At 55.1% G+C, this 26,047-nt stretch carries 16 protein-coding genes and 1 pseudogene; 14 read left to right on the plus strand and 3 right to left on the minus strand.

What is annotated here, in order from left to right; all coding sequences use genetic code 11:
* Nucleotides 1–142: 142 nt before the first annotated feature.
* Nucleotides 143–763 (minus strand): annotated as a pseudogene (locus AC3Y2E_RS22865) (ATP-binding cassette domain-containing protein).
* Nucleotides 764–932: 169 nt separating this feature from the next.
* Complete coding sequence (locus AC3Y2E_RS22870) at nt 933–1,112, minus strand: SRPBCC family protein (RefSeq protein WP_379214467.1); 180 nt, start codon at nt 1,110–1,112, stop codon at nt 933–935.
* Between the two features lie 70 nt (nt 1,113–1,182).
* Here AC3Y2E_RS22870 and AC3Y2E_RS22875 point away from each other — a divergent pair, with 70 nt between their 5' ends.
* Both AC3Y2E_RS22875 and AC3Y2E_RS22880 read left to right on the plus strand, forming a co-directional pair.
* Nucleotides 1,183–1,341: a helix-turn-helix domain-containing protein gene (locus AC3Y2E_RS22875; RefSeq protein WP_379214469.1), complete on the plus strand. Its 159-nt coding sequence runs from the start codon at nt 1,183–1,185 to the stop codon at nt 1,339–1,341.
* Nucleotides 1,342–1,865: 524 nt separating this feature from the next.
* The gene (locus tag AC3Y2E_RS22880) at nt 1,866–2,318 is read left to right on the plus strand and encodes a GNAT family N-acetyltransferase (protein WP_379214471.1); all 453 of its coding nucleotides are present in this window, start codon (nt 1,866–1,868) and stop codon (nt 2,316–2,318) included.
* A gap of 555 nt (nt 2,319–2,873) precedes the next feature.
* Here AC3Y2E_RS22880 and AC3Y2E_RS22885 read toward each other — a convergent pair.
* Nucleotides 2,874–4,154, minus strand: a complete 1,281-nt coding sequence (locus tag AC3Y2E_RS22885; RefSeq protein ID WP_379214473.1) for a hypothetical protein — start codon at nt 4,152–4,154, stop codon at nt 2,874–2,876.
* Nucleotides 4,155–4,525: 371 nt separating this feature from the next.
* Between AC3Y2E_RS22885 and AC3Y2E_RS22890 the strand changes: the two genes are divergently transcribed.
* From AC3Y2E_RS22890 to AC3Y2E_RS22945, 12 genes are all read left to right on the plus strand, one after another.
* A complete protein-coding gene (locus AC3Y2E_RS22890; RefSeq protein ID WP_379214475.1) occupies nt 4,526–5,761 on the plus strand; it encodes an MFS transporter in 1,236 nt (411 codons plus the stop codon).
* A 395-nt stretch (nt 5,762–6,156) separates the two neighbouring features.
* Entirely contained in the window at nt 6,157–7,947 is a 1,791-nt protein-coding gene (locus tag AC3Y2E_RS22895) for a LytS/YhcK type 5TM receptor domain-containing protein (protein WP_379214477.1), read from the plus strand.
* Entirely contained in the window at nt 7,922–8,677 is a 756-nt protein-coding gene (locus AC3Y2E_RS22900) for a LytR/AlgR family response regulator transcription factor (RefSeq protein ID WP_379214479.1), read from the plus strand. The genes AC3Y2E_RS22895 and AC3Y2E_RS22900 overlap by 26 nt, the downstream gene beginning before the upstream one ends.
* A gap of 202 nt (nt 8,678–8,879) precedes the next feature.
* Nucleotides 8,880–10,673, plus strand: coding sequence for a carbon starvation protein CstA (gene cstA, locus AC3Y2E_RS22905; protein ID WP_332074603.1), 1,794 nt, complete (start codon nt 8,880–8,882; stop codon nt 10,671–10,673).
* Nucleotides 10,674–10,987: 314 nt separating this feature from the next.
* Nucleotides 10,988–12,826 carry a sensor histidine kinase gene (locus AC3Y2E_RS22910; protein WP_379214481.1) on the plus strand — a complete coding sequence of 613 codons (1,839 nt, stop codon included), beginning with the start codon at nt 10,988–10,990 and terminating at the stop codon, nt 12,824–12,826.
* Complete coding sequence (locus tag AC3Y2E_RS22915; RefSeq protein ID WP_379214483.1) at nt 12,823–14,313, plus strand: response regulator; 1,491 nt, start codon at nt 12,823–12,825, stop codon at nt 14,311–14,313. The genes AC3Y2E_RS22910 and AC3Y2E_RS22915 overlap by 4 nt, the downstream gene beginning before the upstream one ends.
* Nucleotides 14,314–14,641: 328 nt before the next feature.
* Complete coding sequence (locus AC3Y2E_RS22920; RefSeq protein WP_379214486.1) at nt 14,642–15,916, plus strand: ABC transporter substrate-binding protein; 1,275 nt, start codon at nt 14,642–14,644, stop codon at nt 15,914–15,916.
* Nucleotides 15,917–16,011: 95 nt separating this feature from the next.
* Complete coding sequence (locus AC3Y2E_RS22925) at nt 16,012–16,965, plus strand: carbohydrate ABC transporter permease (protein ID WP_379214489.1); 954 nt, start codon at nt 16,012–16,014, stop codon at nt 16,963–16,965.
* Nucleotides 16,962–17,786, plus strand: a complete 825-nt coding sequence (locus tag AC3Y2E_RS22930; RefSeq protein ID WP_190931192.1) for a carbohydrate ABC transporter permease — start codon at nt 16,962–16,964, stop codon at nt 17,784–17,786. The genes AC3Y2E_RS22925 and AC3Y2E_RS22930 overlap by 4 nt, the downstream gene beginning before the upstream one ends.
* Before the next feature lie 254 nt (nt 17,787–18,040).
* Complete coding sequence (locus AC3Y2E_RS22935) at nt 18,041–19,432, plus strand: extracellular solute-binding protein (protein WP_379214491.1); 1,392 nt, start codon at nt 18,041–18,043, stop codon at nt 19,430–19,432.
* A 671-nt stretch (nt 19,433–20,103) separates the two neighbouring features.
* Nucleotides 20,104–21,843, plus strand: coding sequence for an S-layer homology domain-containing protein (locus tag AC3Y2E_RS22940; protein WP_379214493.1), 1,740 nt, complete (start codon nt 20,104–20,106; stop codon nt 21,841–21,843).
* A gap of 19 nt (nt 21,844–21,862) precedes the next feature.
* Nucleotides 21,863–26,002, plus strand: a complete 4,140-nt coding sequence (locus AC3Y2E_RS22945; protein WP_379214495.1) for a carbohydrate binding domain-containing protein — start codon at nt 21,863–21,865, stop codon at nt 26,000–26,002.
* Nucleotides 26,003–26,047: the final 45 nt, after the last annotated feature.

The following is a 26,047-nucleotide window of genomic DNA, read 5'->3' on the forward strand; positions in this document are numbered from 1 at the left end:
CAGGCTGTCCCTGGTACAATAGGTTTCCGGTGTGCATAACCGCTAGTTCGGTGCAACTGGTCTCAATATCGCCGACAATATGGGTGGACAGCAGAACGATCCGGTCGACGCTTAGTTCGCCAAGCATGTTTCGAAACCGGATTCACTCCTCCGGATCGAGTCCGACAGTTGGTTCATCAGTAATAATAATTTGCGGATTGCCCAGCAGTGCCTGTGCGATGCCGACCCGCTGACGCATCCCGCCGGAAAAGGTTTTAATCCGGACATGCCGCTTATCCGATAAATTAACTTCGGCCAGCACGGCGTCGATTTGTCTTTTGCGCTCGGCTGCGTTTTTAATTCCTTTCAGAATGGCGATATAATCGAGAAACTCCTCGCCGGTTAATCGTTCATAGAGACCGAAATGCTGCGGCAAATATCCGACAAGCTAGCGAATTTCATGATCGTCTTTGCCGAGAAGCAACTCTCCGAACCGAACTTCGCCGCTTGAAGGCGCTTGCAATGTTGCAAGTATTTTCATCAGCGTCGTTTTACCGGCACCGTTAGGTCCAAGCAGACCAAACATGCCGGAGCCGATCGACAGGTTAAGTTGGGAAAGTGCATGGTGATTGCCGTATTGCTTGGACAAGTTTTTGATTTGGATGTTCATAGGGTCAGCCGCCTTTATTAAATATAAACACATGAGTATTTTAATAACCGAAATAATACCATTATTAGTTTGTTCGTGGAACATTGTTGCGTTGAAAAATAGACTTTCACACATGTAAAATAACAGCAATCAATAAGTGTCTAGTCTCAAATAAATATAAGACAGGGAGATAGATATAAAAAAAGAAGCTCCCCCCACAAAACGGAAAGGAAGCTTCTTGGAACTCTAACCCGAGAATTGTGTTCCCCACTTTACAGTGAGAACAAGTACCTCTATAGCGAAATTACCAGCCCAAATTCAAAGTCTTGCCCGTCTCCGCCAATGTTTTAATATTGCTCAGCACAACTGGCCACGATTCCGGCGTTTTGGCTTGAGACGGGTGGTTGAGCGTCCATTGATCGTTGACGAGCACCAGTTTGGTGCAGTCGCCGACCGGTTCGAGCGTCATCGTAATATGTTGCACAGTCCGCAATCCGTTTGTTAATGTAAATCATAGAACAGCGCGGTATCGGCTTCACGAAGCGGCGATGCAGATGGAGAAGGGGCTGATTCCGGATTGGGCCCAGCTGTCGGTGGATCTGGGCTATTACGACCAAGCCCATTTCATCAAAGATTTCAAAGCGGTGCTCGGACGGTCGCCGGAAGAGTATATTCGCGCTATGGGGGCGGGCGGCGCCAGCCATCACGAGTAACGAGCTTGGATAGAGATAGGACTAGTGCCAGACCTCGAAATTAGACCAACGGATAAATCTACCAACGTATGGGCAGCGGAGATCGGTGTCCGGATCTGGCAGCGAATGAATTTACGCCTACACGCTGAATGAGGATAGCAAGGGGGTGTGCAGGGTGAAGCGAGTAGCGGAAGAAAGACTTCCGCTACTGTGACTGAAACCGTCCAGAAAGGTGGATAGCGGAACGATTATTTCCGTTATTTATGGAAACTTGCTTGAAATACAGAGGAATCCTTTGTATAGAGGAAATAAAACTTCCGCTAACGACCATAAAAGAGTTTGCTCGACGAATTAGCGGAAGTAAAGTTTCCTCTATCTTCATTTGCAGCGACCAAAACAATTTGCCAAACGACCACTGCTCGCCTGTTATATGCCGACTAGTACATCCAACCGCCCCGTCTGCGTCAAACTGGCCACTTCGGTAAAATCTGCTCGTACAAGTGTTGGGATTTTTACGTAGCGTTGGACTAGGAAAGGAGATTAGGATGGATATTCGAATGTTGGGGGAAGGCGAACAACCGCCTATGGAGCTGCTGTTGAATGCGGACCCTTCCAAGCAGCTGGTTGAACGTTATTTGCAGAGAGGAACGAGTTATGTGGCGGTCGATTCCGGCGAAATCGTCGGCGTGTACGTGCTGCTGCCTACGAGGCCGGCAACGGTGGAACTGGTCAACGTATCCGTCCGCGAAGAGCATCAGGGGAAAGGGATCGGCAAGCAGCTGGTCCGGCATGCGGTTCGGCAGGCAAGAGAAGAAGGGTATCAGACGATCGAGGTCGGCACCGGCAATTCCAGCGTCGATCAGTTGGCGTTGTACCAGAAGTGCGGATTCCGCATGGTCGGGATCGACCGCGACTTTTTCCTGCGTCATTATGAGGAACCTTTATTCGAGAACGGCATCCAGGTGACGGATATGGTGCGTCTGTCGCAGGATTTGTAGGATGGATTGCAACGCTGCCCTGGTGGACGGTGGAAATGACGATTAGGGTGGTTTGTACCCCTTATTTTACCGGAAATCGGGGCTGTCGGGAAAATAAGAGCGTTTTGCAGCTCGTATATTCGGCCACTAATGGTACTTTACTAACATTCGGGCTAAATAAGAGCCGCAAACCGCCTTTATTATCGCTCAACTTCCCCATATGCCGAAGATAGAGGGTACAAAAGAGGCTGTCGATTCATTGTATAGAAGTGATAGCAGGCCGTTCCAAGTGAAAAGTTACCTTCTTCTGCTCAAACAGGTTGTCCTGAACCCCTTGATTCAATAAGGATTGTAAGGTAGGGGATTCCAGACAAAACTCGCCAGAAGGTAATCTTTTCCCTTTCCACTTGGTTGTCCACAATGAATCAACAGCCTCACAAAAGGCTCTTATTTGTTTTTTGCCTCGGTTCGGCAAGCTTGCGGTGCATGGTGTCATCAGCATGGTTCAGGAGCCAACCGCCAACCGCCAACCGCCAACCGCCAACCGCCACGCCTTCCCTAATCCGCTTTAACGGCTCAACGCCGTTCCCGAGCACTGCTGGCGCCGGCCGCGTCGAACAATTCCTCGCCGGCCCAGCCGTAGCAATAATACAACAAATCGTCCGCGGCGCTGCGGCGGGCTTCCCCGATCGCTTGCGTAAGCTCCTCGGTGGACAGATTCCACATCTGGATGCCGCTGAAAATATAGGTGCCCGGCTGCGACTGGCGGCGCACCTTGTCATTTTCGATGCCGACGAATTCGATCGGGAAGCCTTGGCGGACAAACTGCTCGTACGTTATCGGATAGCTCATGCCGAACAGCCGTTGAAACGCGCGGAATGCGTGTTCCTGCTCTTCCAGAGTCGAGGCGAAATAACGGATCAATCCCTGGACGTCCGCGCCTCCTCCCAATTTGTGATACGGGAAATGTTTGAGCGCCGGAGACACCCGGGTCAGCCGGGTATAGTCCTGGCCGAGCAGCCAGGCGTAAGATGGCGGCCACAGATCGAGCCAGCAGACGATGGACGGATTGAGCTCCGCCAGAGAAGCGGTCAGCTTTTCGATAAACTCGGAAACGTTGTCCTGTTTAAACCGCACCCAGGCCTGCATAGTTTCGGACGTCGTCATCACATCTACAGCCTGATCGAACTGCTTGGCCGACAGCAGCGAAGCGATCAGCACCATATCGAGCTGCAGCAGATCGGTATTAATGCCTTGATTGTCCATTTTGGCGCGGCACCGGTCGCAGAAGCAGCTGAAGATGCCGCTGGGATTGACCGTTTTGCCGGCCCAATCGGGGTAACGAATCCGGTCGAGCAAAAACGTCGTGCAGCCGTATCGTTCGCTCGTGGCCGCCAGCACCTCAGTCCACATGCCGACGACATCGGGCCCGTTCGGGCACAGCCAATGGTCAACCGGACGTCCGCGGAAGTCGAAAACCCCGTTCGCTTCCACATCCCCTTTAAAATGACCGTTCAGCAAATTGACCCATGGCACGACCTCATACGACGTTCCTTTAACCGCTTCCAGCAAAACCGCCAGCGAATCGGCTCCTTCCGAGAGCGTTGCATCTTCCTTCTGATACAGCCGCGGATACAATTCGCGCGTACGCATCGGGACATGGAACGTCCCTGTCCCCATCACGACCGGATGGACCGGATTATGCGGGAGCACGCCCGACGGATACGGATTGCGCTCGAAAATGGTGTTCATCTCAGGCAGCAAATACTGGACCCCGTCCATCCGCCCAACCCGTTCCATAATCGCGGACGGGCCTTCGTCCAAAATATCGTGCGGATGAATATGAATTCCGCTCATCGTACAGCCTCCTTCGGTTCGTTGGAACATGTATTTCCGCGCCGCCGCTCCGATTCCTGTCGCCCAGGCCGTCCTCTCGCCCAAGTAGTAATAAAAGTACCGGAAAAGGCAACCGTAGTACCGGAGGAATCGATGAAAACCGGGAGTTCGGGCCGTATTTCGGCCACTTGCCGCCTTCGCCCGATATGTCGACACAAGGGGACGGCCCGCATATATGCGCGCGCGAATTTAGATCCGTCTGCAGCCGCCGTCCCGATGTAAAACATCGGCTTCGATAGTATACTGGATAAGGACTCCCGGGAGCCGGGAACCCGCGCAGGAAAGCGTGTTCGGGCGGGAGCGCTTTAGTACGATCGGAAAGAGGAGCAGCGATGTCAGGCGCATTGAAAAAATGGCTCGTCATGAACATGATGAGCTATACGATTTTTGTGTATGTGGGGATATTCGTCAATTTGTTTATTTGGGAGAAGCACCGGCTTATTTTCGATGTGGCCTGGTTTAATCTGCTGATGTTTTTCACTTGGGCGTTCGCATTTGCCGCCGCGGCGCATTTGTTGTCCCGGTTCACGATCCGGGTGCTGCTGGGGATCTCGGCCGCCTCGGGCGGGACCGCTTTTGCGCTGCTCTCCTTTGTCGAGCTGGACAACCGGCTGGTTTGGATAGCGTGTATAGGCATACCTGTTGGTATCATGTATGGATTTTTCAGCGCGGCGCAAAACTTGAGCGTCTCGATGAGCGGCAGCAGCGCGGAGCTGGGCCACTATTTTACGGCGGCGGGAAGCATTCAGCAGGTTGTGACCTTGGCGGTTCCGCTGCTGTCGGCGATCGCGATTCATTATTTCGGATATTCCAGCACATTCGTGCTGATGTTAGTATTTCTCGTGGTGATGCTGCTGTTCTCGTTTGCGATGCCGAAAATTTCGCTTCGGGCGGAAATCCGGGAGGTCAGACCGTCCGTGTTGGGCTGGTATCGCAGTGTCGTATCGGGCAATCCGAGCTTACGCTGGTTTTCGGCTTCGAATTTGGCGGCCGGCGTGTTTCTTCAATTCCAGCAGCTGTTTCTGCTGATTTTCACCTTCAGCGTGACGGAGAACAAGTTCTGGATTGCCGGGTTGAACGCCTTGTACACGCTCGCCACGCTGCTCGGACTGCTCGCTTACCGGAAGCTGCGGCTTCAGGACCATACGCTGCTGGGGGCCGGCTGTCTGCTGCTTGCGTGCGGCTTTCTGATCGTGCTCGTGCCGGTCAAGCCGGTGCTGATCGTTTCGAATCTGCTGACGGCGGTGGGCATGTTTTGCTTCGGGGCGGCGTGGAATACGATGCAGTTCAAGCTGATCAAGCCTTATTCCAAATCCGGTCAGGCGGGACTGCTGGTATGGAGAGAAACGCTTATCTGCGTAACGCGGATCGCGACGCTGCTGATCGTGCTGTCGGTCGAAAGTCTTCGGGGGCCGATTTTCGTCGGCTTGATCGCCATCTCCTTATTGTGCTTGTGCGCGGTGCCTTACTTCGAATACCGGGCCAAAAAAGCGATGCCGTCCCCGGATGAACAATCCGGCCAGTCTGCCGGAAATAGAGCAGGAAGAGAAGAGCCTGCTTCCTTATAACCCGTTTTCCCATGCCCTGAGAGCGAATGCCGGTCCCCGCCGGATCGGCGCGCTTCGGGCTATTTGTATGTTGTTGGCCGCCGAACGCGGCGGGCCAGCGGTTTCGATCGAGCGGATCTGTTGATAGCAGGAAAGGTGGGGTATAATAATAGAACTTTTATAGGAGACTGTCGATTCATTGTATAGAAGTGTTAGCAGGCCGTTCCAAGTGAAAAGTTACCTTCTTCTGCTCAAACAGGTTGTCCGGAATCCCTTGATTGAATAAGGATTGTAAGGTAGGGGATTCCAGACAAAATTCGCCAGAAGGTAATCTTTTCCCTTTCCACTTGGTTGTCCACATTGAATCGACAGCCTCTTATAGACACGTTAACAACCCATGGAGAAGGTGAGAAAGCATGATTAGCTTGCTCCCCCTGATGCTGGAGCGGGTAGGCATCCTGCTGATTGTGGCCATCCTGCTCTCGCGCCTGAAATCGTTCCGGAACATTGTCAACCACGAAGACGGCGTCACGGATAAAATCCGGCTTATTGTCATCTTCGGAGCGTTTGGCGTTATTAGCAATTATACCGGTGTGGAGATCCGGGGAGGCAGCCTGATTGCCTCGCAAGCCTGGCAGACGTGGATCGAGACGGACGGTGCGATCGCGAATACGCGCATAATGGGCGTCGTCATCGGCGGCTTGATCGGCGGTCCCGTCGTTGGAACGGGTGTCGGTCTTATTGCCGGTCTGCACCGGTTTACGCTCGGCGGGTTTACGGCAGTGGCGTGCGGCATGTCGAGCATACTCGCAGGGATCGCTACCGGGTATCTCGGCAAACGGATTCGTTTGCGGGAGTCCAGCGCGTTATGGCGTGCCGTCGTCATCGGGCTGCTGATGGAATGTACGCAGATGGCTACGATTCTGCTGGTGGCGCGGCCTTTCGATGCGGCGGCAGCACTTGTGGAAGTCATCGCCGTCCCGATGATTTTCATTAACGGATTCGGCACGCTGCTGTTCATGCTGATCATTCAGTCGATCATCCGGGAAGAGACGAGAACCCGCGCGCACCAAACGCAGCTGGCGTTTACGATCGCGGACCAGACGCTTCCTTTTTTCCGTCAGGGACTTAATCCGCATTCATGCCGGGAGGCGGCCGAGATTATTAGGAAACAGACCAATGCCGATGCGATCTCGATCACGGACCGGCATCATGTATTGGCCCATATCGGGGCAGGGTCGGACCATCATGTGGCGCTGCAACCTATATCGACACAGCTGACGAGGCAAGTGCTGGAGGAGGGGAGCGCGGGCAAGGCCGTGACCCGCGAGCAGATTCAGTGCAGCAAGCCGGATTGCGTCCTGCAAGCCGCCATCGTCCTGCCGTTGAAAGTGCTCGAGCGGACCGTCGGCACACTGAAGCTGTATTACAAAAAGCCCAGCCGGCTCGATCAAGCCGAGGAGGAGCTGGCCGAAGGGTTAAGCAGGCTGTTCTCCACGCAGCTCGAGCTGGCGGAGGCGGAGAGACAGCGCAGACTGCTCAAGGACGCCGAGATTAAAGCGCTTCAAGCCCAAGTGCATCCCCATTTTCTGTTTAATGCGTTTAATACGATATCCGCTCTGTGCCGGATGGACCCGGAGAAGGCAAGAACGCTGCTGCAGCAACTCAGCGTATTTTTCCGCAGCAATCTGCAAGGGGCGCGCCAGACGGTCGTCCCGCTGTACAAAGAGCTGGAGCACGTAAGAGCGTACCTCAGTCTCGAACAAGCCCGGTTTCCGGATAAATATTCGATGCGCATGGAAATTGATCCGGCGCTCGAAGAGATCGGCGTCCCGCCCTTTACACTGCAGCCGTTGGTGGAAAATGCGCTGAAATACGCATTCCCGGCTCACGCCGAGCCGGGGAGGAGCCAGATCATGCTCCGCGCGTATCGCGAGCAGGACAAAATGGTGCTCGTCACCGAGGATAACGGAAGAGGCATTCCCGGCGAGCTGCTTGCGGCGCTGGGCAGCCGGACCGTCGAATCGCTGGAAGGGACCGGCACCGCTTTATATAATATCTGCAAACGGATCGATGAGTTATACGGGTCGGAAGGAGATTTTCGCATCGAGAGCAAGCCGGGAGCCGGCACGACGGTAACGATCCGGTTGCCGATTCATCACTCGCACTGGGGGGAGACGCATGTTGAAAGCTTTGATCGTGGATGATGAACCGCTGGCGCGGGGCGAGCTGGCTTATTTGCTGCGGCGGACCGGATTGGTGGAAGTGGTAGGCGAAGCCGACCGGCTGGAACAAGCGATTGAACGGGTCCGGGAGCTGGAGCCCGACGTCGTCTTCCTCGATATTCAGCTCGAGGGAGAGAGCGGCCTGGACGTCGCGAAACGGCTGGCCGAAGGAATGGGCGGACGGCGGCCCGAGATCGTGTTCGCCACGGCGTATGACGAATATGCGCTGCAGGCGTTCGAGCTGGAGGCGAGCGATTATGTGCTGAAGCCTTTTGAGGAAAGCCGGATCGAGACGGCCGTGAGCAAAATCGCCAGACGGCTGGAGCGCAAGGAGCACCAGCCGCCGGGTGCCGCACCCGGTCCGTCCGGCAAGCCGCCGGGGAGGATCGAACGTCTGCCAATCTCGGTCGACGACCGGATCATGCTGATCCCGATCGATAAAATTCTCTACATCTGCTTCGAGGATGGCAAGACCAGCATCGTGACCGAGGATCGCCAATACCGGGTAAACGACGCGCTGACCGCACTGGAGCGCAAGCTGCAGCATTCCCCGATCGTCCGGGTACACCGCGCGTATCTGGTCAATCTGGACAACGTCATCGAGATTCAGCCCTGGTTTAACTCGACCTGTACGCTGATCGTGCGCAACGGCAATTCGATTCCCGTCAGCCGGACGTTTATGAAAGAGATCAAGCAGCTTCTGAACTTTTGAATATCAGGCTCTCCACGTTAATAAATCGTGTTGCGCCGAACGTACACTCTGAGCGATGCTGTTCAAATGCCGGATCATGCATTTCAACCAGTCATCTGTGCAACTCGCCTTCCCTCTCCTGCAACTTAACCTGAAAACGGCCATCGCGCGTTTTCAAGTTTTATAATCGGGTTACAAACGAGAGAAGGGGTGCAGCACGACAATGAATGCGATTACAATCGTCATTGGCTCGATCTGTATACTGATGATTGCGTACCGGTTGTATGGAACGTTTATGGCGGCCAAGGTGCTGAAGCTAAACGACGCCAATCAGACGCCGGCTCATGCGATGAACGACGGAAAAGATTATGTCCCTACGAATAAATGGGTGACGTTCGGTCACCATTTTGCCGCGATTGCCGCGGCGGGACCGCTCGTCGGTCCGATATTGGCGGCGCAGTTCGGCTACTTGCCGGGACTGCTCTGGCTGCTGATCGGAGCGGTGATCGGCGGCGCCGTCCACGATATGGTCGTCTTGTTTGCCTCGATGCGCAAGCAGGGCAAATCGCTTTCCGAAGTGGCCAAAGATGAGCTCGGACCGGTCGCCGGATTTTGCACCGGACTGGCGATGCTGTTCATCATCACGATTACGATGGCGGGATTGTCCATGGTCGTGCTGCACGCCTTGGAGAACAACCCGTGGGGCACGTTCGCGGTAGCGATTACGATTCCGATCGCGATGGGCGTCGGGCTGTTGTACAAAAAGACGGGCAACCTGAAGGTCGCTTCCACGCTCGGCTTCATCCTGCTTATGGTCGGCGTATTTGCAGGGCCGTCCATTCAAGGTACGGCTCTCGGAGATCTCTTGACGCTCGATTCGAAGACGCTTGGCTACATTTTGCCGATTTATGCATTTTTTGCGGCTGCGCTGCCGGTCTGGCTGCTTCTCGCGCCGCGGGATTACTTGAGTAGCTTTATGAAGATCGGGGTATTCATCGCTCTGATTATCGGCGTATTCATTATTAACCCGTCCATCAACTTCCCGGCGTTCACGGAATTTGTTGGCGGCGGCGGTCCGATCCTCCCCGGTCCGGTCTGGCCGTTTATCTCGATCACGATCGCCTGCGGCGCGATATCCGGCTTCCATGCGTTCGTCGGCTCCGGTACGACACCGAAGATGATCAACCGCTGGAGCGACATCAAGGTTGTAGGATTCGGCGCGATGCTGGTGGAATGTCTGGTCGGTATTATGGCACTGATCGCGGCGACGGCTCTGCAGCCGGCCGACTATTTTGCGATCAACTCGACGCCCAAAGTATTCGCGACACTCGGTATGGATGTCGTCCATCTGCCAGAGCTGGCTGAGAAAATCGGGCTGAACCTCGAAGGCCGGACGGGGGGAGCGGTTACCCTGGCGGTCGGCATGACGTACATTTTCACGAAAATCCCTTGGTTCAGCCATTTGTCATCGTATTTCTTCCAGTTCGTCATTATGTTCGAAGCGGTGTTCATCCTGACGGCGATCGATGCCGGAACCCGCGTGGCGCGTTACTTGATCCAGGACTTCTTCGGCGAAGTATACAAGCCGCTGAAGCGGGTCGATTGGGTGCCTGGCGCGATATTCGCAAGCGCGCTTGCCTGCTTCATGTGGGGTTACCTGCTTACGTCGGGCGATATCGGTTCGGTATGGGCGCTGTTCGGCGTATCGAATCAGCTGATGGCTTCGATCGGGCTGATCGTCGGGGCGACGGTCATTCTGAAAATTGCGGACAAACGCTGGTATATGCTGACCTGTCTCATCCCGCTCGCCTACTTGTTCGTTACAGTCAACTATGCCGGCTTCTGGATGGTTAAAAACGTCTATCTGAACAAAGCCGTCTCGGGCTATAGCGTTCTGAACGCCTCGCTGTCCGTCATCATGCTCGTGCTGGGCATCATCATTATGATCGCGGCGATCAAAAAATGGATCGAGCTGTGGAACAATCCGCAGGTGAAGCTGCAGGCGAAAGCGGCATAAGCGGCCAAACCAAGCGTAATCGGCTGCAGCAGTCGGCTAAAACATGAAAGGCCGTCTCTTGATGACGGGGGTTCGCCTCGCCGTCCGAAGGGACGGCCTTTTTTAATGCGCAGAAACGGAAAAGGCTGCAAGTTGTCCGCAAGGCTGACGCAGACTCTCCCGAAACGTTAAGATTTCATAGAGGTATTGTCCGCGGCAGAAGGCGAAGATAGAATAGGGAGAGGTTCTGGCTGCCCGATCATTGATTGTGCGTAAACGGCCGCGGCGGATCTAGCATAATAATCGGCGCAAGTTGACAAGAGGGCGGGGATGGATTGACCAGTTTTTTCAAATCCGATAAACAATCAAAACCGATATCGTTCCAGAGCAAGCTGCTGTGGTCTTACATCCTGATCTTGACCGTGCCCGTCTTGTCGGCGCTGTTGCTGTACGGGGTCAATTTGTATTACCAGACACGGAGCAATTACGAAAACGTGCTGCGTCAGCTGAACAGCCGGACTAACGTTATCCTGAGCGATTTTGTATCGACCGTGTCGAGAAATACGTTTTTTTATTTAACCGATACGAAGCTGCAAGCGATTATGAATAAAAACGAATCACAGACCGGCAAAGAATATTTGGACGATTATTTGTATGTCCAGCATGCGATGGATCAATTCGTGCTTATGAACGGAAACATTTCGGCGATTACGCTGCTTGCTCCGAACGGTATGATTTACAACAGCACAAACGCAAGAGTGCCGGATATCGGTCAGGTCAGTGCGCTGTTTGGCGACAGGGAGACCGTCGGCGGCAAAATTCTGGTATCGGCTCCTTACAAGAGCAGCACCGTAAAAAACGAAGATCAGTTCGTATCCGCGCTCCGAACGTTGACCGATCTGAATGCCGACCGCAAATCGAACAGCTTCATTAAGGTCGACATCAATTTCAAGTCGATCATCAATATTTTGGGGAGCGCTTCCGATCGAAGCTCAAGCCGCTTCTACGAACCGGGAACGATCGTCGTCGCGGGCGATCAGGTGATTTACCACTCGCATGAAGCGGGGGACAACCGGGACTACCGGCAGATGACCGGTATCGCCGCTTTGCTGGAGCGTGACGCGAACTCTGCGGGGATCTCAATGAAAGCCGATCTAGGCAGAGGGGAGCAGCGGTATATGTTCAGCATGGTCGTGAACGAACAGACGAATTGGAAAATTATTCAGTACATTCCGGCTCAAGTTATCGACCGGTCGTTTTTGGTAAACACGGGTAATTATATGCTGCTCAGTCTTGCATGTTTGCTGGCCGCTTTTCTGCTGAGCGTCTGGATGACCAAACGGTTTATTCGCCCGATCAACAAGCTGAACCGGGCAATCAAGCTCGTCGATTCCGACAACTGGGATTTGGTAACGCTCGAGACGAAACGCAATGACGAGATCGGACGGCTGATCGGCAGCTACAAGGATATGATCGCCCGCCTGAAGGAAAGCCGGGAGAAGGAGCTGCTGTCCGGACAGCTGCAGAAGCGGGCCGAGCTGAATATGATGCAGGCGCAGATCAATCCGCATTTTTTGTACAATACGTTAAACACGATTCATTCCATTGCGGAGCTTCAAGGCTCGGAGGAAATCGCAGCCGTATCGAGGAGCCTGTCGAGCATGTACCGGTACAATATTAAAGCGGGCGATATGGTGGAGATCGGACAGGAGCTGGAACAGATCCGCAACTACATAACGATTCAGCAGATCCGCTTTTTCGGAAAATTCGAGGTCCGCTATTCGATTTCGGAGGAGTTGTACCCGTATAAGATACTCAAGTTTCTGCTCCAGCCGCTGGTGGAAAACTCGTTTTACCATGGTCTTGAGCCAAAAGGGGGAAGAGGCCTGCTCATGCTGTCCATGGAGCTGAAGGGGCAGTTCGTCGAGATCCGGATCGAGGACGATGGTGTCGGGATGGATAACGACAAGCTGGAGGAACTGAACGGCATGTTCGCCGAGCCCGGGGCGCCGCAGACCGACAATCCGAGTCCGCACTTGGGGCTGCAAAATATACATGGGAGAATTAAACACTACTACGGACCGGAATATTGGATTAGGGCGTCGCAGCGGCCTGAGGGAGGCACCTGCATCGAGATGGCGATTCCCGCTGTGAAAGGAGATGGCATGCGATGAACATCATGGTCGTCGATGACGAATATTTTGCCCGCAAGGCGCTTGTGCAAACGATACGAAACTGGAATCCCGAGGCGGAAGTAACGGAAGCGGAGGACGGCTTGCAGGCATGGAGCCTGTTGAGCGAGCGTCCGGCCGATCTCGTGCTGTCCGATATCCGGATGCCGCTGCTGGACGGAATCGAGCTGGCTGCACGCTTGTATCTCAGCTATCCGGATACGATCAATGTCATTATAAGCGGGTTCGATGATTTTAATTATGCGCAGCAGGCCATCCGGTACAAGGTGGAGCGATATTTGCTGAAGCCGGTCGACAAGGCGGAACTGTTGGAATTGCTCGAGCAAATTAGGGATAAAGCGCTTACCCTTTCGGAGAAAAGGCTGGAAAGTCAATTTGCCTCCAGCTTGTACGATAACGAAGACCCGCCGGCGGACTTGTCCGGAAGTTATACGCTTGCGGTCGTACGATTCGAAGCTGGGGAGCGGGATTGCATCAAACGGCTGCTGATCGGGAAACTTCGCGAAAGCGGCATTCGGGCGGTCGCGACCCACTCGAGACGTTACGGGAATCTGATCGTGCTTCACCTGCAAATTCCGTCATCGCCAGACGGCGGCTGGGAGGACGCAGGCGTCAGTCTGCTCGCCGGTCCGGTTCACCGTCTTTCTGACCAGGCCGGAGTCAGGATTGATGTCGGTTTGAGCCGGCGCCGGGACGACCCCGACGAGCTTGGATCGGCGTACCGGGAAGCCAGGGAGGCGCTGCTGCACCGGTTTGTGTGCGACAGGAGACTTGTCGTATACGCTCCCCAGGAGCCAACGGCAGTAAGCGAATTCAGTCATACCGAGCTGGACGAGTGGCAGTCCTCCTTATACCGCAAAGCCTGCAGAGGCGCCGGCGATGAGGCCGGCAAGCTGGTCCGCCAGACAATCCGGCAAATCGTAGACCGCGAACTTCCTCCCCGGCTGTTGCTGGAAATTGCGGACCGGACGACCCGCGTCGTCAATCTGCTGAACGAACTCGCAAGCGGCAACGGTGAGCGGACCGATTCGTTCATGGACACTCCCGATTGGCACGGATTCGGCAGTGCCGACGAAGCGGCGGATCTGCTCGGCGACTCGGTGGAAAAGGCGGCGGCCAAATGGAAGCTGTCGATGACAAAAAACGATTTGGGCGATCGATTGATCAGTTATGTCGAACAGCATTACCGGGACGATATCGTGCTGGAGCAGATCGCGAGAAACGTATTTTTTACCGATCCGACTTATTTGAGCCGAATATTCAAGAAAAAAACCGGAGTCCGCTTCTCACAGTATGTATTGTCGCTTCGCATGAGCAAGGCGAAGGCGATGCTGGAAAGCGACGGTTCGCTTCCGGTATCCGAAGTGGCGTCTTCGGTAGGCTTCAACGATTACTCCTACTTCATCCAGATGTACAAGAAGGTGTACGGCGAGACGCCGGGGCAAACGAGAAAGCAGCCTGTGACGTAAGGGGAGGCATTCGAGCTTCGAGCAAGGGAAAGGAGAGATTCCTTACCAAGAAAAACTACATCTAAATCGCGGTCGTTCATCCTTGCTTTACATCGAATAGTCGTTTTTCTTAACGCTAAGGAATCCCAACGGTTCCCGGGAATAACAAGGGAAAGGAGAGATTCCTTACCAAGAAAAACTACATCTAAATCGCGGTCGTTCATCCTTGCTTTACATCGAATAGTCGTTTTTCTTATATTCACCCAGTCACTTCTATCCTATTGGCCCATAACGCATTACTCTATACTGAACTTGTCAGACGAACATGAGGAGGAAGGGGTCAAAGGTAATGAAAATATCGCATCAGAAGTGGACGGCAGCCGCACTCGCTTCTCTGCTCGCCGTCGTTACGGGCTGCTCGGGCAGCAGCGGCAGCGGCGAGCAGGAGGGAGCTACCAAGTCGGGAGGGTCCGAGAAGGTCAAGCTTGAGTTTTTCCAAATGAAAGCGGATGCCGTCGATATCGACAATCAGCTGATCAAGACGTTTCAGGAGAAATATCCGAACATCACCGTCGAACAAAACAACGTTCCGAATCCGGAGAACGTTTGGACGATGCGCGTGTCTACGAACGACGCACCGCAGGTGTTTACCCATTACCCGCATAACGCGGTCTTTCAGCAAATGTCCAAGGAAGGCAGCGTCGTGGATTTGACCAACGATCCGCTGCTTGCCAACGTTCAGCCCGCGATCGTCGAGCTCAGCAAAATCGACGGGAAAAACTATGTAGTTCCCGTAGCGCTGGCAACGCTTGGCGTATATTACAACACGAAAGTATTTAACGATCTCGGTTTGAAAATTCCGCAAACGTACGACGAACTGATCAAAACGGCGGAGACGATCAAAGCCGCCGGCATTACGCCTTTTTATTTCCATGACAAGGACTGGAACGGCATCCGGCAGGAGGTCGTCTTCAAAATGGGTCTGATGCTGCCGAACATCGAATCATTTCTGGACGACGTCATGAAGGGCAAAGCGCATATCACCGACCGCGCGGATATGAAGCCGTTCGCCCAAAAGCTGTACGAAATGCGGAAGTATTCGCAAAAAGATGCGCTCGGTACCGGATACGACGATGCGCTTCGCGAATTCGCAAACGGTAAGTCGGCGATGTGGTTTACCGGCATTTGGGCCATCAAGTCGATCAAGCAGGCGAACCCAAACCTCGAATTTGCAATGTTCCCGATGCCGCCGGAGAAAGCGGAAAACGCCAAAACGCAAGTGTCCGTCGACACCGCGATCGGCCTGCCGGCCAACGGCAAGCATAAGGAAGAGGCGAGGAAATTCGTCGAATTTATGGTGTCCAAGGAATCGGTGCAACGTTACGTCGACTTCGGAGGTTACCCGGCGGCGATCAAAGGCGTTAATAACGGTGTGAAGGAATTGACGACTTTGAACAGCCTGATCGAGGCGGGCAAAGTGTATCCGACGATCGAACGTTTATGGCCGGCGGGAGTGAACGCAGACGTCGGCAAGGCTACCCAGGAGCTGTTCGCGACGGGAGACATCGACGCGTATTTGCAAAAGCTGGATTCGATTTTCTATAACAAGCTGAATAAGAAGTAAACGGTGCTACAACAGCCGTTGTTAAGGCCCCCTCGAGCCTTCGGAAGCCGGGTTGCCGGTTCATGTCCGCAGCTGGAGGGGGTTTGTTGTGCCCGTTGGACTATATCAATATCCGGAGGTGGATGATGGAGGCGATTCGTTCGACCGGGACCAAGGCCCGGAGGAAGATGCCCTTTGCCGGAATGAAGGCGGGATCAATCTTTTTTCTGCTCACCGTTCCGGCACTCGTCCTGTATGTGCTGTTTTTCGTTTTCCCGGTAGGAATGGGGATTTACTACAGCTTGACCGATTGGAACGGCTTTTCCAAAACGTACCGGTTTATCGGGCTGAGCAACTATATCGAGCTGCTCCGTGACAGCCGGTTCCTCCATTCCTTGAAATTTACGTTTGTGTACACGGGACTCGTTGTCGTCCTGAAGCTTGGCGTTGCGCTTGCTCTTGCGCTTTTGCTGACAGGGCCGCTGAAGCTTCGCGGCTTGTTCCGGTCGATATTCTTTTTTCCAGCCGTCTTGAGCATGATTACGGTCGGTCTTATTTTCAACCAGATCTTTTTCTCCGTGCTGCCGCCGATCGGCGAGTCGCTAGGTTTGGAATGGCTGTCCAAGAACATATTGGGGAGCAAGGATACGGCGATATTCGGGATCGTGCTGACCAACGTCTGGCAGGGCTTTGCCGTTCCGATGGTTATTTTTATCGCCGGTCTGGCCAGCGTGCCGAAAGATTTGCGGGAGGCGGCCACCATTGACGGAGCTTCGCCGGTGCAGCGTTTCTTCTCGGTTACGCTGCCGTTTCTGATCCCGATGCTTAATGTGAATCTGGTGCTGGCGATAAAGGGCGGGCTTACCGTATTCGATACAATCGTCGCGATGACGGACGGAGGCCCGGCGCAGGCGACCGAGTCGATCGGGTTTCTGATCTACAAGCACGGACTCAGCGAGATGAAGTTCGGTTATGGAACGGCTGAAGCGATCTATGTCTTTTTGCTGATCGCGCTGATTTCCTTTGTCCAATTCAAGTTTTTGAACCGGAAGGAGGCGGGCCAGCAATGAAGAAGGGAACGCTTCGTTTTTTGCGGTATGTGGTGCTGTCGGTCGGTTCGCTTTTTATTATGTTTCCGATGTATTTGACGATCGTCATTGCGATGAAGACGCAGGCCGAGTCGACCGCCAGCTTTTTCTCGCTGCCTTCCGGCTTTTACTTGGGGAATTTCCGGCAAGTGATTCAGAAGGCGAATTTCGGCACTTATTTGCAAAACTCGGTATCGATCACTGCGATTTCAGTGCTGCTGATGCTGCTGCTGATTCCGATGCTGTCATACGCCATCTCGCGCAATATGAACAAGACGTACTACAAAGCGTTGTACTTTCTTATATTGTCCGGAATATTCGTTCCGTTTCAGGCTGTCATGCTGCCGATCTACCGGCATATGAGCAATTTGCAGCTGCTGGATCAGACCGGCCTCATCCTGATGTACGTGACGCTTTCGTTTGCGCAGGGGATGTTTTTGTGCGTCGGATTTTTGAAAAACGTTCCGATCGAGCTCGACCAGGCGTCCAAAATCGACGGCTGCGGCGTGTGGCAAACGTTCGTGCGGATCGTATACCCGATGATGCTGCCGATTGTCGCTACTGTACTGATTCTGAACAGCCTATGGATATGGAACGATTTCCAGCTTCCGCTCATTATGCTGAACCGGCACCCGGATTTCTGGACGCTGCCGCTGTTCATCTACAATTTCAAAAGCGAATACAGCTTCGACTACAATTTGGCGTTCGCCGGATTTTTCCTGACCATGCTGCCGATCCTCGTGCTGTACGGATTTACGCAGCGGTACATTATCGGAGGTCTGGCGGAAGGGGCTCTGAAATAAACGTCGGCACTCGAGCCATTATGTGCAGGAACATCAAAACGATCCGCGGCCAAGCGATTGGCCGAACCGGGTCGTTTTATTTACGGCTGGAAGAATGAGAGACAAACCAGTATAATACCTCTTATTGGAAGAACGAGACTTGCCATGTGCAAGCATTCCCTCATTTCCGGCATATCCCGGATGGACGGGATACGGCCTGCCTTGTCATGTATCGGGCTCAGCGGAAAATCGGATCGGGGAGGAAAACCGACGGCATGAAAAAACGTCCAACGCGTTCGACTTTTCTTACCAGACTCAATCACTTTACGGATACGATCCGGAGCGATATCCGCAGCGGAGCGCTCGTTCCCGGTTCTTTCCTGCCTGCCGAGACGGAGCTTGCCGCGATATACGGGTTAAGCAAGCTGTCCATCCGCAAAGGGCTGGATCAGTTGACCGAGGAAGGGTGGATTGAGAAAATACCGAGAGTCGGCACGCGGGTTGCGGCCGCAGGCGCAAGCGAAGGCGCCGAAGTCGAAGTCGCAGTGAAGCAGATCGTCAAATTCGCCGGTCACCAGAGCTTGATCCGCGAAGCTTCGATTGAAGCGCTTATTCAACGTTTCGAGGCGGAAAATCCGGATATTCAAATTCAATTCATCCCTTTTCCATACCAGCAATATCTCGACAACATCGAGCATTACGTGGACAACGACATGATCGATGTGATCAGCATCAACTACGATCAATATATGGAGTTCAGCGAGTCGGACCGTCTGCACCTGCTGGAGCCGCAGAGCCGGGACAGCTCGGTCTATCCGTTCGTCGAGGAAGGCTTCGTCCGGGACGGGACCCTGTACGCCGCCCCCTTTGTCTTCTCTCCGGTCATCTTATGCTGCAACAAAAACCATTTCAGGGAGAAGCGGCTTTCGGAGCCGGATTACGGCTGGTCGTGGGAAACGCTGATCGAGGCGTCGCGGCTGCTGTCGGATGACGGGGAACGATACGGCTTTTATTTCCACCTGCTGTCGCAAAACCGCTGGCCTGTTTTTTTATTGCAGAACGGATTCGCCTACGATTCGTCCAATCTGTCCGATCAAGCCGAACGGTTTCTGGACAGTATGATTTTGTGCAAAGACACGATTTTCGGGCAAAGGGTCAACAAGCTTCTGATCGCAGACCATGATTTGTACGCCGAGGACTTGTTCATGAAGGAAAAGGCGTCGGTTATTATGACGACTTATTTTAATCTGAATTATTTGACCGAATCGGAAATTCCTTACGAAATCGCTCCGCTTCCTTCGAGCAAAAGTCCACGGACGCTGCTGCTGGCGATCGGGCTGAGCGTTCTGCAAACCTCGCCGAGAAAAGAAGCGGCTCAGCGCTTCGTCGACTTCCTGACCAGCTACGACAGTCAGCTGTACATCCGGCGGCACACCATGAGCATCCCGTCGAACCTGCGGGCTGCGGAATCGCCGGGGAGCGAGACGATGTACCAGCCGCAGCGGTACTCGATGTATCGGGACCTGATTCCGTCGTTCCGTTACTACAGCGAGCTCGGCATGACGTCCAGGCAGTTGATGAGCTTGCGGAGCGAGCTGAGCTACTTCTGGTCCGAGCTGTCGGACGGCAACCAACTGCTTCAAGCTTTAGAGGAAATGCCGAGCTAGAGCCATTCAGCGTACAGCGCTGAATGGCTTTTGTGCGCTTGGCAGCGCATCGACTAAAGGGTGAAAGTCCCGAGCATACCGCGAGGTGGCGGATGTGCATAGTTCACTAGGAGTGCTCTGGCCGTGGTAGTGATGAACATCATCCCAAGAGGGGATAAGCGCGGAGGAGCCGTATGCGATGACCCGTACATTTAAGAATTTATATTGTTGCAGATCATATACTCAGGTCCGATGGTTAACGAATCGTATGGTGCTTATAGCTGAAAAACGACGTTATTCAAGACGTAACGAATCCGGGGATCGTTATCGAACCGAAAGTGGGAAAAAACGATCCGATTTGCGGAAATAACGATACGAGAGTTCGTTACAAATTCAAACGTCCCCATTCGGCTCTTATAACGGTTGCTGGGTTCGTTAGCCATACCACCACAAAAGACAGCACGACCTGAGGGCGAGCGGCTGGAGCGAAGGGATGGACACGACGCTGGAATTAAAGACAATTTAATGCATCATGGAAGCGTTGACATGACCAAAAAGAATCCCTATGATACTGCTATGAACTGTTTATATACCACGGATTCGAAGTGGAAAATCGTGCAGCGAGCGGTTAATCGGACGACCCCGGACTCCACGATGATGACTTGAAGTGATCCATACTCAGGAGGGATGTTATGAAACGAAGGATGGGGCTGCTTGCGATTCTGCTGCCGCTGCTGCTGCTGGTGCCGCTGCTGCCCGCAGCGTTATTGCCCGCAGCAGCGGCAGTCGCCGCCATGGATGCCGTCCGGCTGACGGCATCGGCCGATTATGACAGGGCAAGCCAAGCCGTTCGGATAAGCGGGAACGTGTCTTCCGGCAAAGGCTCCTGGATCTCGGTGCAACTGCTGAATGAAGTCGGCAATCCGGTTTATTTCGATCAGATCGATGCCGGCGAACGGGGGGATTTCGCCCTGCTCCTGCCGATCCCGGAGCCAGACGGCGGGCCATACGAGCTGAAGCTCGGCGCGTCCGGCCTGGACTCGGTGACGAAGCTGGCCGTTCCGGTCGGCCAATCGCCCGAGCCCAAGCCTAATGAACCCGGGCCTGATCCCGAGCCCGAGAATCCCCAGCCTGGCGCTGGCGGGCCGTCAGGACCGGCACCCGGTTCGCAAACAGGCAGCCCGGGCGGTCACGTGCAGACGGGAGACCGGGAAGTCGTGTTCCGCGCCGCGGGCGTGAAAGAGACGGACGGTCAAGGCCGGACCGTGTCGGTCGTTGGAGTGACAAGCCGTCAGCTTGCCGAATGGCTCGCGGGCAAGTCCTCGATGACGGTGATCGTCCAATCGGACAGCATGGAGGCGGTTCAGGAGCTCCGGGTACCGGCCGAGACGCTGAGGCAGGTTTACGGCTCCGGTTCGCTCGTCAAGCTCGTTTTTCAGAACGAGGCTGCCGCCTATGAGATCCGGCTGCAGGAACTGCTGTCCGCCACCGCCAATGAGATTCCAGCAGGCGATGCGCAAATTATCGTGCGAATGGAAAGAATGGCGGGCCCGGCTGCAGACGGTATTACCGCCAAACTTCTGCAATCGGGATCTTCAACGGTCGGCAGTCCGGTAGCGTTCGAATTATCGATTCTTACAGATGCGGGAGTCCGCAAGATTGGCGGCTTAACCGGCTTCGGAGAAAAACGAATGCGCTTGGCCGCCGCACCCGATACGGCCAAGACGGTAGCAATACTCTTCGATCCGGCGACGGGTACGTTCAGGCCGCTGCCCACTGTATTCGAGTACGAGAGGGGAGTCTGGACCGCGGTAATCAAGCATAGCGGCGGCGGCATCTATGCCGTCGTGCGGAACGACCGCCAGTTTGCGGACGTCAGCGGCCATTGGAGCCGGAGCGATGTGGAGCTGCTGGCGAACCGGCTGATCGTGAACGGGGTCGGCGACTCGACGTTCGCTCCCGACGGCAGCGTGACCCGGGCGGAATTTGCGGCGATGCTCGTTCGGGCGCTCGGCTTGCACGACGCAGGACGAACGGTTCGCTTTACGGACGTGCAAACATCCGACTGGCATGCGGGCGTTGTGCTGGCTGCGGTCCAAGCCGGCATCGTGGAAGGGTATGAGAACGGGGAGTTCCGGCCCGACCGGCAAGTCAGCCGTCAGGAAATGACGGTTATGCTGCAAAGAGCCGCACAGTACAGCGGAATTACGCCGATAGCAGAACTTCCCGCTTACGGGCAAGCCGCAAGCCGGTTCGCCGATTCCGGCTCGACGCGTCCATGGGCGGAACAGGCGATGGCGGAAGCGATCAAGCGCGGCTGGCTGCAAGGCCGTTCGGAGTTCGAGCTTGCGCCGGACGGAACGGCGACCCGCGCGGAAGCGGTCGTTATGCTCAAACGGTTATTATTCGATGCAGCCTTTATCAATCCGTAAGAGAGGAAGTGACCACGTTATGCTGTCTCGAATCGGCAACAAGATCATTTCGATCGTCCTATTGGGAGCGCTCTTCACCGGGCTGCTCCCGGCGTTCTCCCCCGTCCGCGCAGCCGCCGCTCCCGCCACCGAGCCTGTCGCATTAGTGAATGCCGGGTTTGAAGATGTCAATACTGCAGGAACGGCTCCTGTAGGCTGGTCGTACTGGGGAGGCGGTCACGCGGTCGGCATGTCGGTGAGCGATACCGTATATACGGAAGGCAGGAAAAGCCTGAAGCTGTCCGTTACCGACCAGCAGGTTGTGGGAGTCCAGAGCACCCGATTTAACGTTACGGCCGGCGACTCGTATACGGTAACAAGCAGTGTATACGTAGAAAGCATCAACGCGGGCGTCGCTAACGCCTATGTGACGATGCTGATCAAATATTTCGATGCAAACAATGCGGCCGTTACTCCCGATAAGACGGTAAACTTGTCGCCGGGCCAGTTTCCGCTGGGCCAGTGGTTCGAGCTGCCTGTAGAATGGGTCGTGCCCGCAGGAGCGACCCAGGCGCAAGTGTTCATTTCCGTCAATAAAGCTACAGCTTCCGTCACGTATTACGACAACATCCGGGTAACGCATACGATTCCGGAAGTGCAGGAAGGAACACCGGTTAACGGCAGCTTCGAGGCCGCTCTTCTGCCCGATTCCTTCATCCGGGGCTGGAGAAGCGATCCGGCGGTTCCTGCGGCGGGAAACAGCATTTCCGTCTCATCGGACTATGCGGTGAGCGGAACGAATAGCTTAAAAATCGTCGATGCGAGCAGCGCGTCTTCGATTGGCGCGCTTAGCGCCCCGGTTCCCGTTAAACCGGGCAACCTGTACAGCGTATCGCTGCAAGGCCGCGTCGCTGCCGGCGGAAGCGGAAATCCGTTCATTTACGTCTATTTCCATAATGCGAGCGGAGCGAAGCTGGGCAGCGGCGTCCAGCCGGCGGGGCAAAATCTGAACATAACGGCATTGGATACGTGGCAGGCCAAAACCCCGTACACCGATATTGTCGCTCCGGAGGGAGCCGCCTCGATGACCATTTTGCTTAATTTAGGCGTAGGCACCGTTCGTACCGTCTACATCGACGACGTCGCGGTGAGCGAGAAACGGGTTCTGCAAAACGGAGGGTTCGAGCAAGCGGCGTCCGGCAGCGAGATCCCAGGCTGGGAGCCGTATCCCGGAAATCCGATGCCTTCCGATCGCATCATCGCCGTAACGACCGAGAAGTCTTCCGGCGGCAATGCGAGCGTGAAGCTGATCGACAACAGCGCGGGCTCCATGGGGCTGATCAGCAAGCCGATCGATATCGCAGGCGGCAAAACCTACGCCGTATCGCTGAAAACATTTATCGAATCGGGATCGGCCCGGGTATACATCGAATATTTGGATGCCGCGGGTTCGCAGGTCGAATTTAAAAGCGCGGGCCTTACATCTCCGCTTAATCGCTGGACTGACCTGAACTACGAGCTAACCGCCCCGAATCATGCGGCAACGGCCCGCATCTGGCTGTATTCCGGCGGAGCGGTCACCGGCACGACCTATTACGACGACGTGCTCTTCCAGGAGGTTTCGGTGCTGGCGCTGCCTTACGAGTATGCCAAGCCGGTGTCGCTGGGAGATGCGACGGTCGTATCGAAAACGCAGGGCGCCGCGGTCGGCAACGGCGAAATTTATTTCGGCACCAACGGCTCGCCGTCCGTCTTTTATGCGGTTGACGCTGTGACCGGAGAAGCGAATTTCCAGCAAAGCTTGCCGGGCGAAGATGTCGTATGGGCCGTCGCTGTCGGGGCGGACAACAACGTGTATGTGGCGGGTACGCAGACGGGGAACTTGTACCGGTATAACCCGACGCTCAAAAAGCTCGAAAATCTGGGGGCCAACCCGTCGAATAAATGGGTATGGGATCTGGATGCGTCGGCGGACGGGAAAATATACGGCTCCACGTATGCGGCCGGAAACGGCAAAACGTTCGTGTACGATATCGCTGCAGGCCGTTTTCAAGATATGGGCGCAGCGAGGCCCGGACAGGACTACGTCCGCGGAGGCGGCGTATCGGGCGGCTATTTCTATGCCGGAACCGGCACGACGGCTTATCTGTACCGTTACGACCGGGCGACGCTTGAGAAAACCGAGATTCCGCTGCCGATTACCGGAGCGGCTACGTCCATCTCTAACGTCTATGCTTATAACGGCAAGCTGTTCGTCGTCTACGGCACATCCTTGATCATTTTGGACGAGAGCACTTATAAGGTGCTGCAGACGATCGACTGGCAGTCGCAGAATGCGTTTGACGGATTGCTTTCGCCGCCGTCGCCGTACAATCCGAATCTGGTTTATTTCCGCAACAAAAATACGTCCACGCTCTGGACGTACGATACGGCGGCGAACCAGTTCGCTGCGGTAGACGAAACGATGAAGCTGCCCAACCTGTCCTCCAAAGCGATGGATTGGGTGCGAATCGGAGAAGGCGCGAACGTCCGCTACGCCTTGCTCCTCATGACCAATGAAATTAATGTGACGTTATACGATCCGATCGCTCATACGATCACTTCTTACGATCCGAAGGTCGCGACGGTAGGCATCGACATTCAATCGCTGGAAAGCGGTCCGGACGGCAACCTGTACATGGGCGGCTATCAGGGCGCGATGAGCGTGTACGATACGCGGCTGGGCCGGTTTACCGTCCAGGAGAAAGAACCGCATCAAATCGAGGGGATCGGTTTTATCAACGGCAAGGTGTATTACGGAATCTACGGCGGGGCGGTCATCTACGAGTACGATCCGGCCAAGCCGTTCCGGATGGGAACGAACCCCAAAGTGATTCATGATATTCAAAGCGGGCAGAGCCGGCCGTTTACGTTCGCGAGCGGCGACAGCAAATTGTTCGTAGGTACGGTTGCCGATTACGGACAATTGGGCGGAGCTCTCACGGTGTACGATTCCAATGCCGGGACTTGGACGGAGCATCGCAACATCGTGCCGAATCAAAGCGTCATCGGACTGGCCTATCTGAACGGCAAAGTGTACGGAGGCACCTCGATCTGGGGCGGACTCGGCGTGGAGCCGTCGGAGGCGGAAGCCCGCCTGTTCGAATGGGACGTCGCGGAGAAAAAAGCGACCTATGTCGGCCGGCCCGCAGTTCCGGGCTTCTCCCCGCAGATGATCGGAGAGCTGAGCATCGGCCCCGACGGGAATTTGTGGGGGATTATGTGGGGGACGACGCCGGCCTCCGACAGCGCGTTTGCGCTCTTTGCGATGAATCCGGGTACGAAGGAAATTATCAAAAGCCGGGTGATGAACACGGGTGCGCGAGCGAGCACGTGGAGACCGTTCTTCCTGCGCTGGGGGACGGAGGACGGCTTGTTGTACACGACGCTGGGCCGCGAGCTGTACGTCTTCGATCCGCAGACGCTTGCTTCGCGCAAGCTGGTCAGCGATCCCGTCCATTTGATGACGCTCGGCCCCGACGGCAGCATCTATTACGCCAGCGGCGCCAAGCTGATGAAGCTGCCTGTCCGCATGAACGGAGCGTCGCTGACGGCCTCCGCAAGCAGGCTGGTTATCGGCGAATCACTGGACTTGAACGTCGGTCTGTCGCTGGTCAATGGCAAGACGGGCAGCGCCGGGGGGGCGGCGGTCCAATACACGGTGAGCGATCCGCAGGTCGCCGAGATCCGGGACGGCAAGCTGTACGGACTGCGCAAAGGCGTCGTCACGGTCAGCGCGACCGTCGTACAGGACACCGTGCAGCTTTCGACCAATGCGGTGCAGATTCAGGTCGATTGGGCTTCCGAATTCAGTATCGCCGGCATAAGCTTCACCGATTGGAACGATAATCCGGTCGCCGGGCTGAAGCCAGGCGAGATCGTTCAGGCCCGGGTGACGGTGCGCAACCATACGGATCAGGCGAAAGAAGCGGTTCTCATCGTCGCTTTGTACGACAAGTCGGGACGGATGGTCAACGTGTCGCTGCTGTCCCGGGAATTCGCCAAGGAATCGGAGGATACGATCCGGGCGGGATTCCGCTTGCCGGACTCTACGGACGGCTACACGGTGAAAGCGATGGTCTGGGATGATGTCAGCACGATGAACCCGCTCGCCCCGTCTGTAACGTTGTCCGGCAAATAGAAGTAAAGCCGAAAAAAGAGAATGGAAGCTTCCCGCGCGGGTCGT

The organism is Paenibacillus sp. MAH-35 (assembly GCF_058135425.1).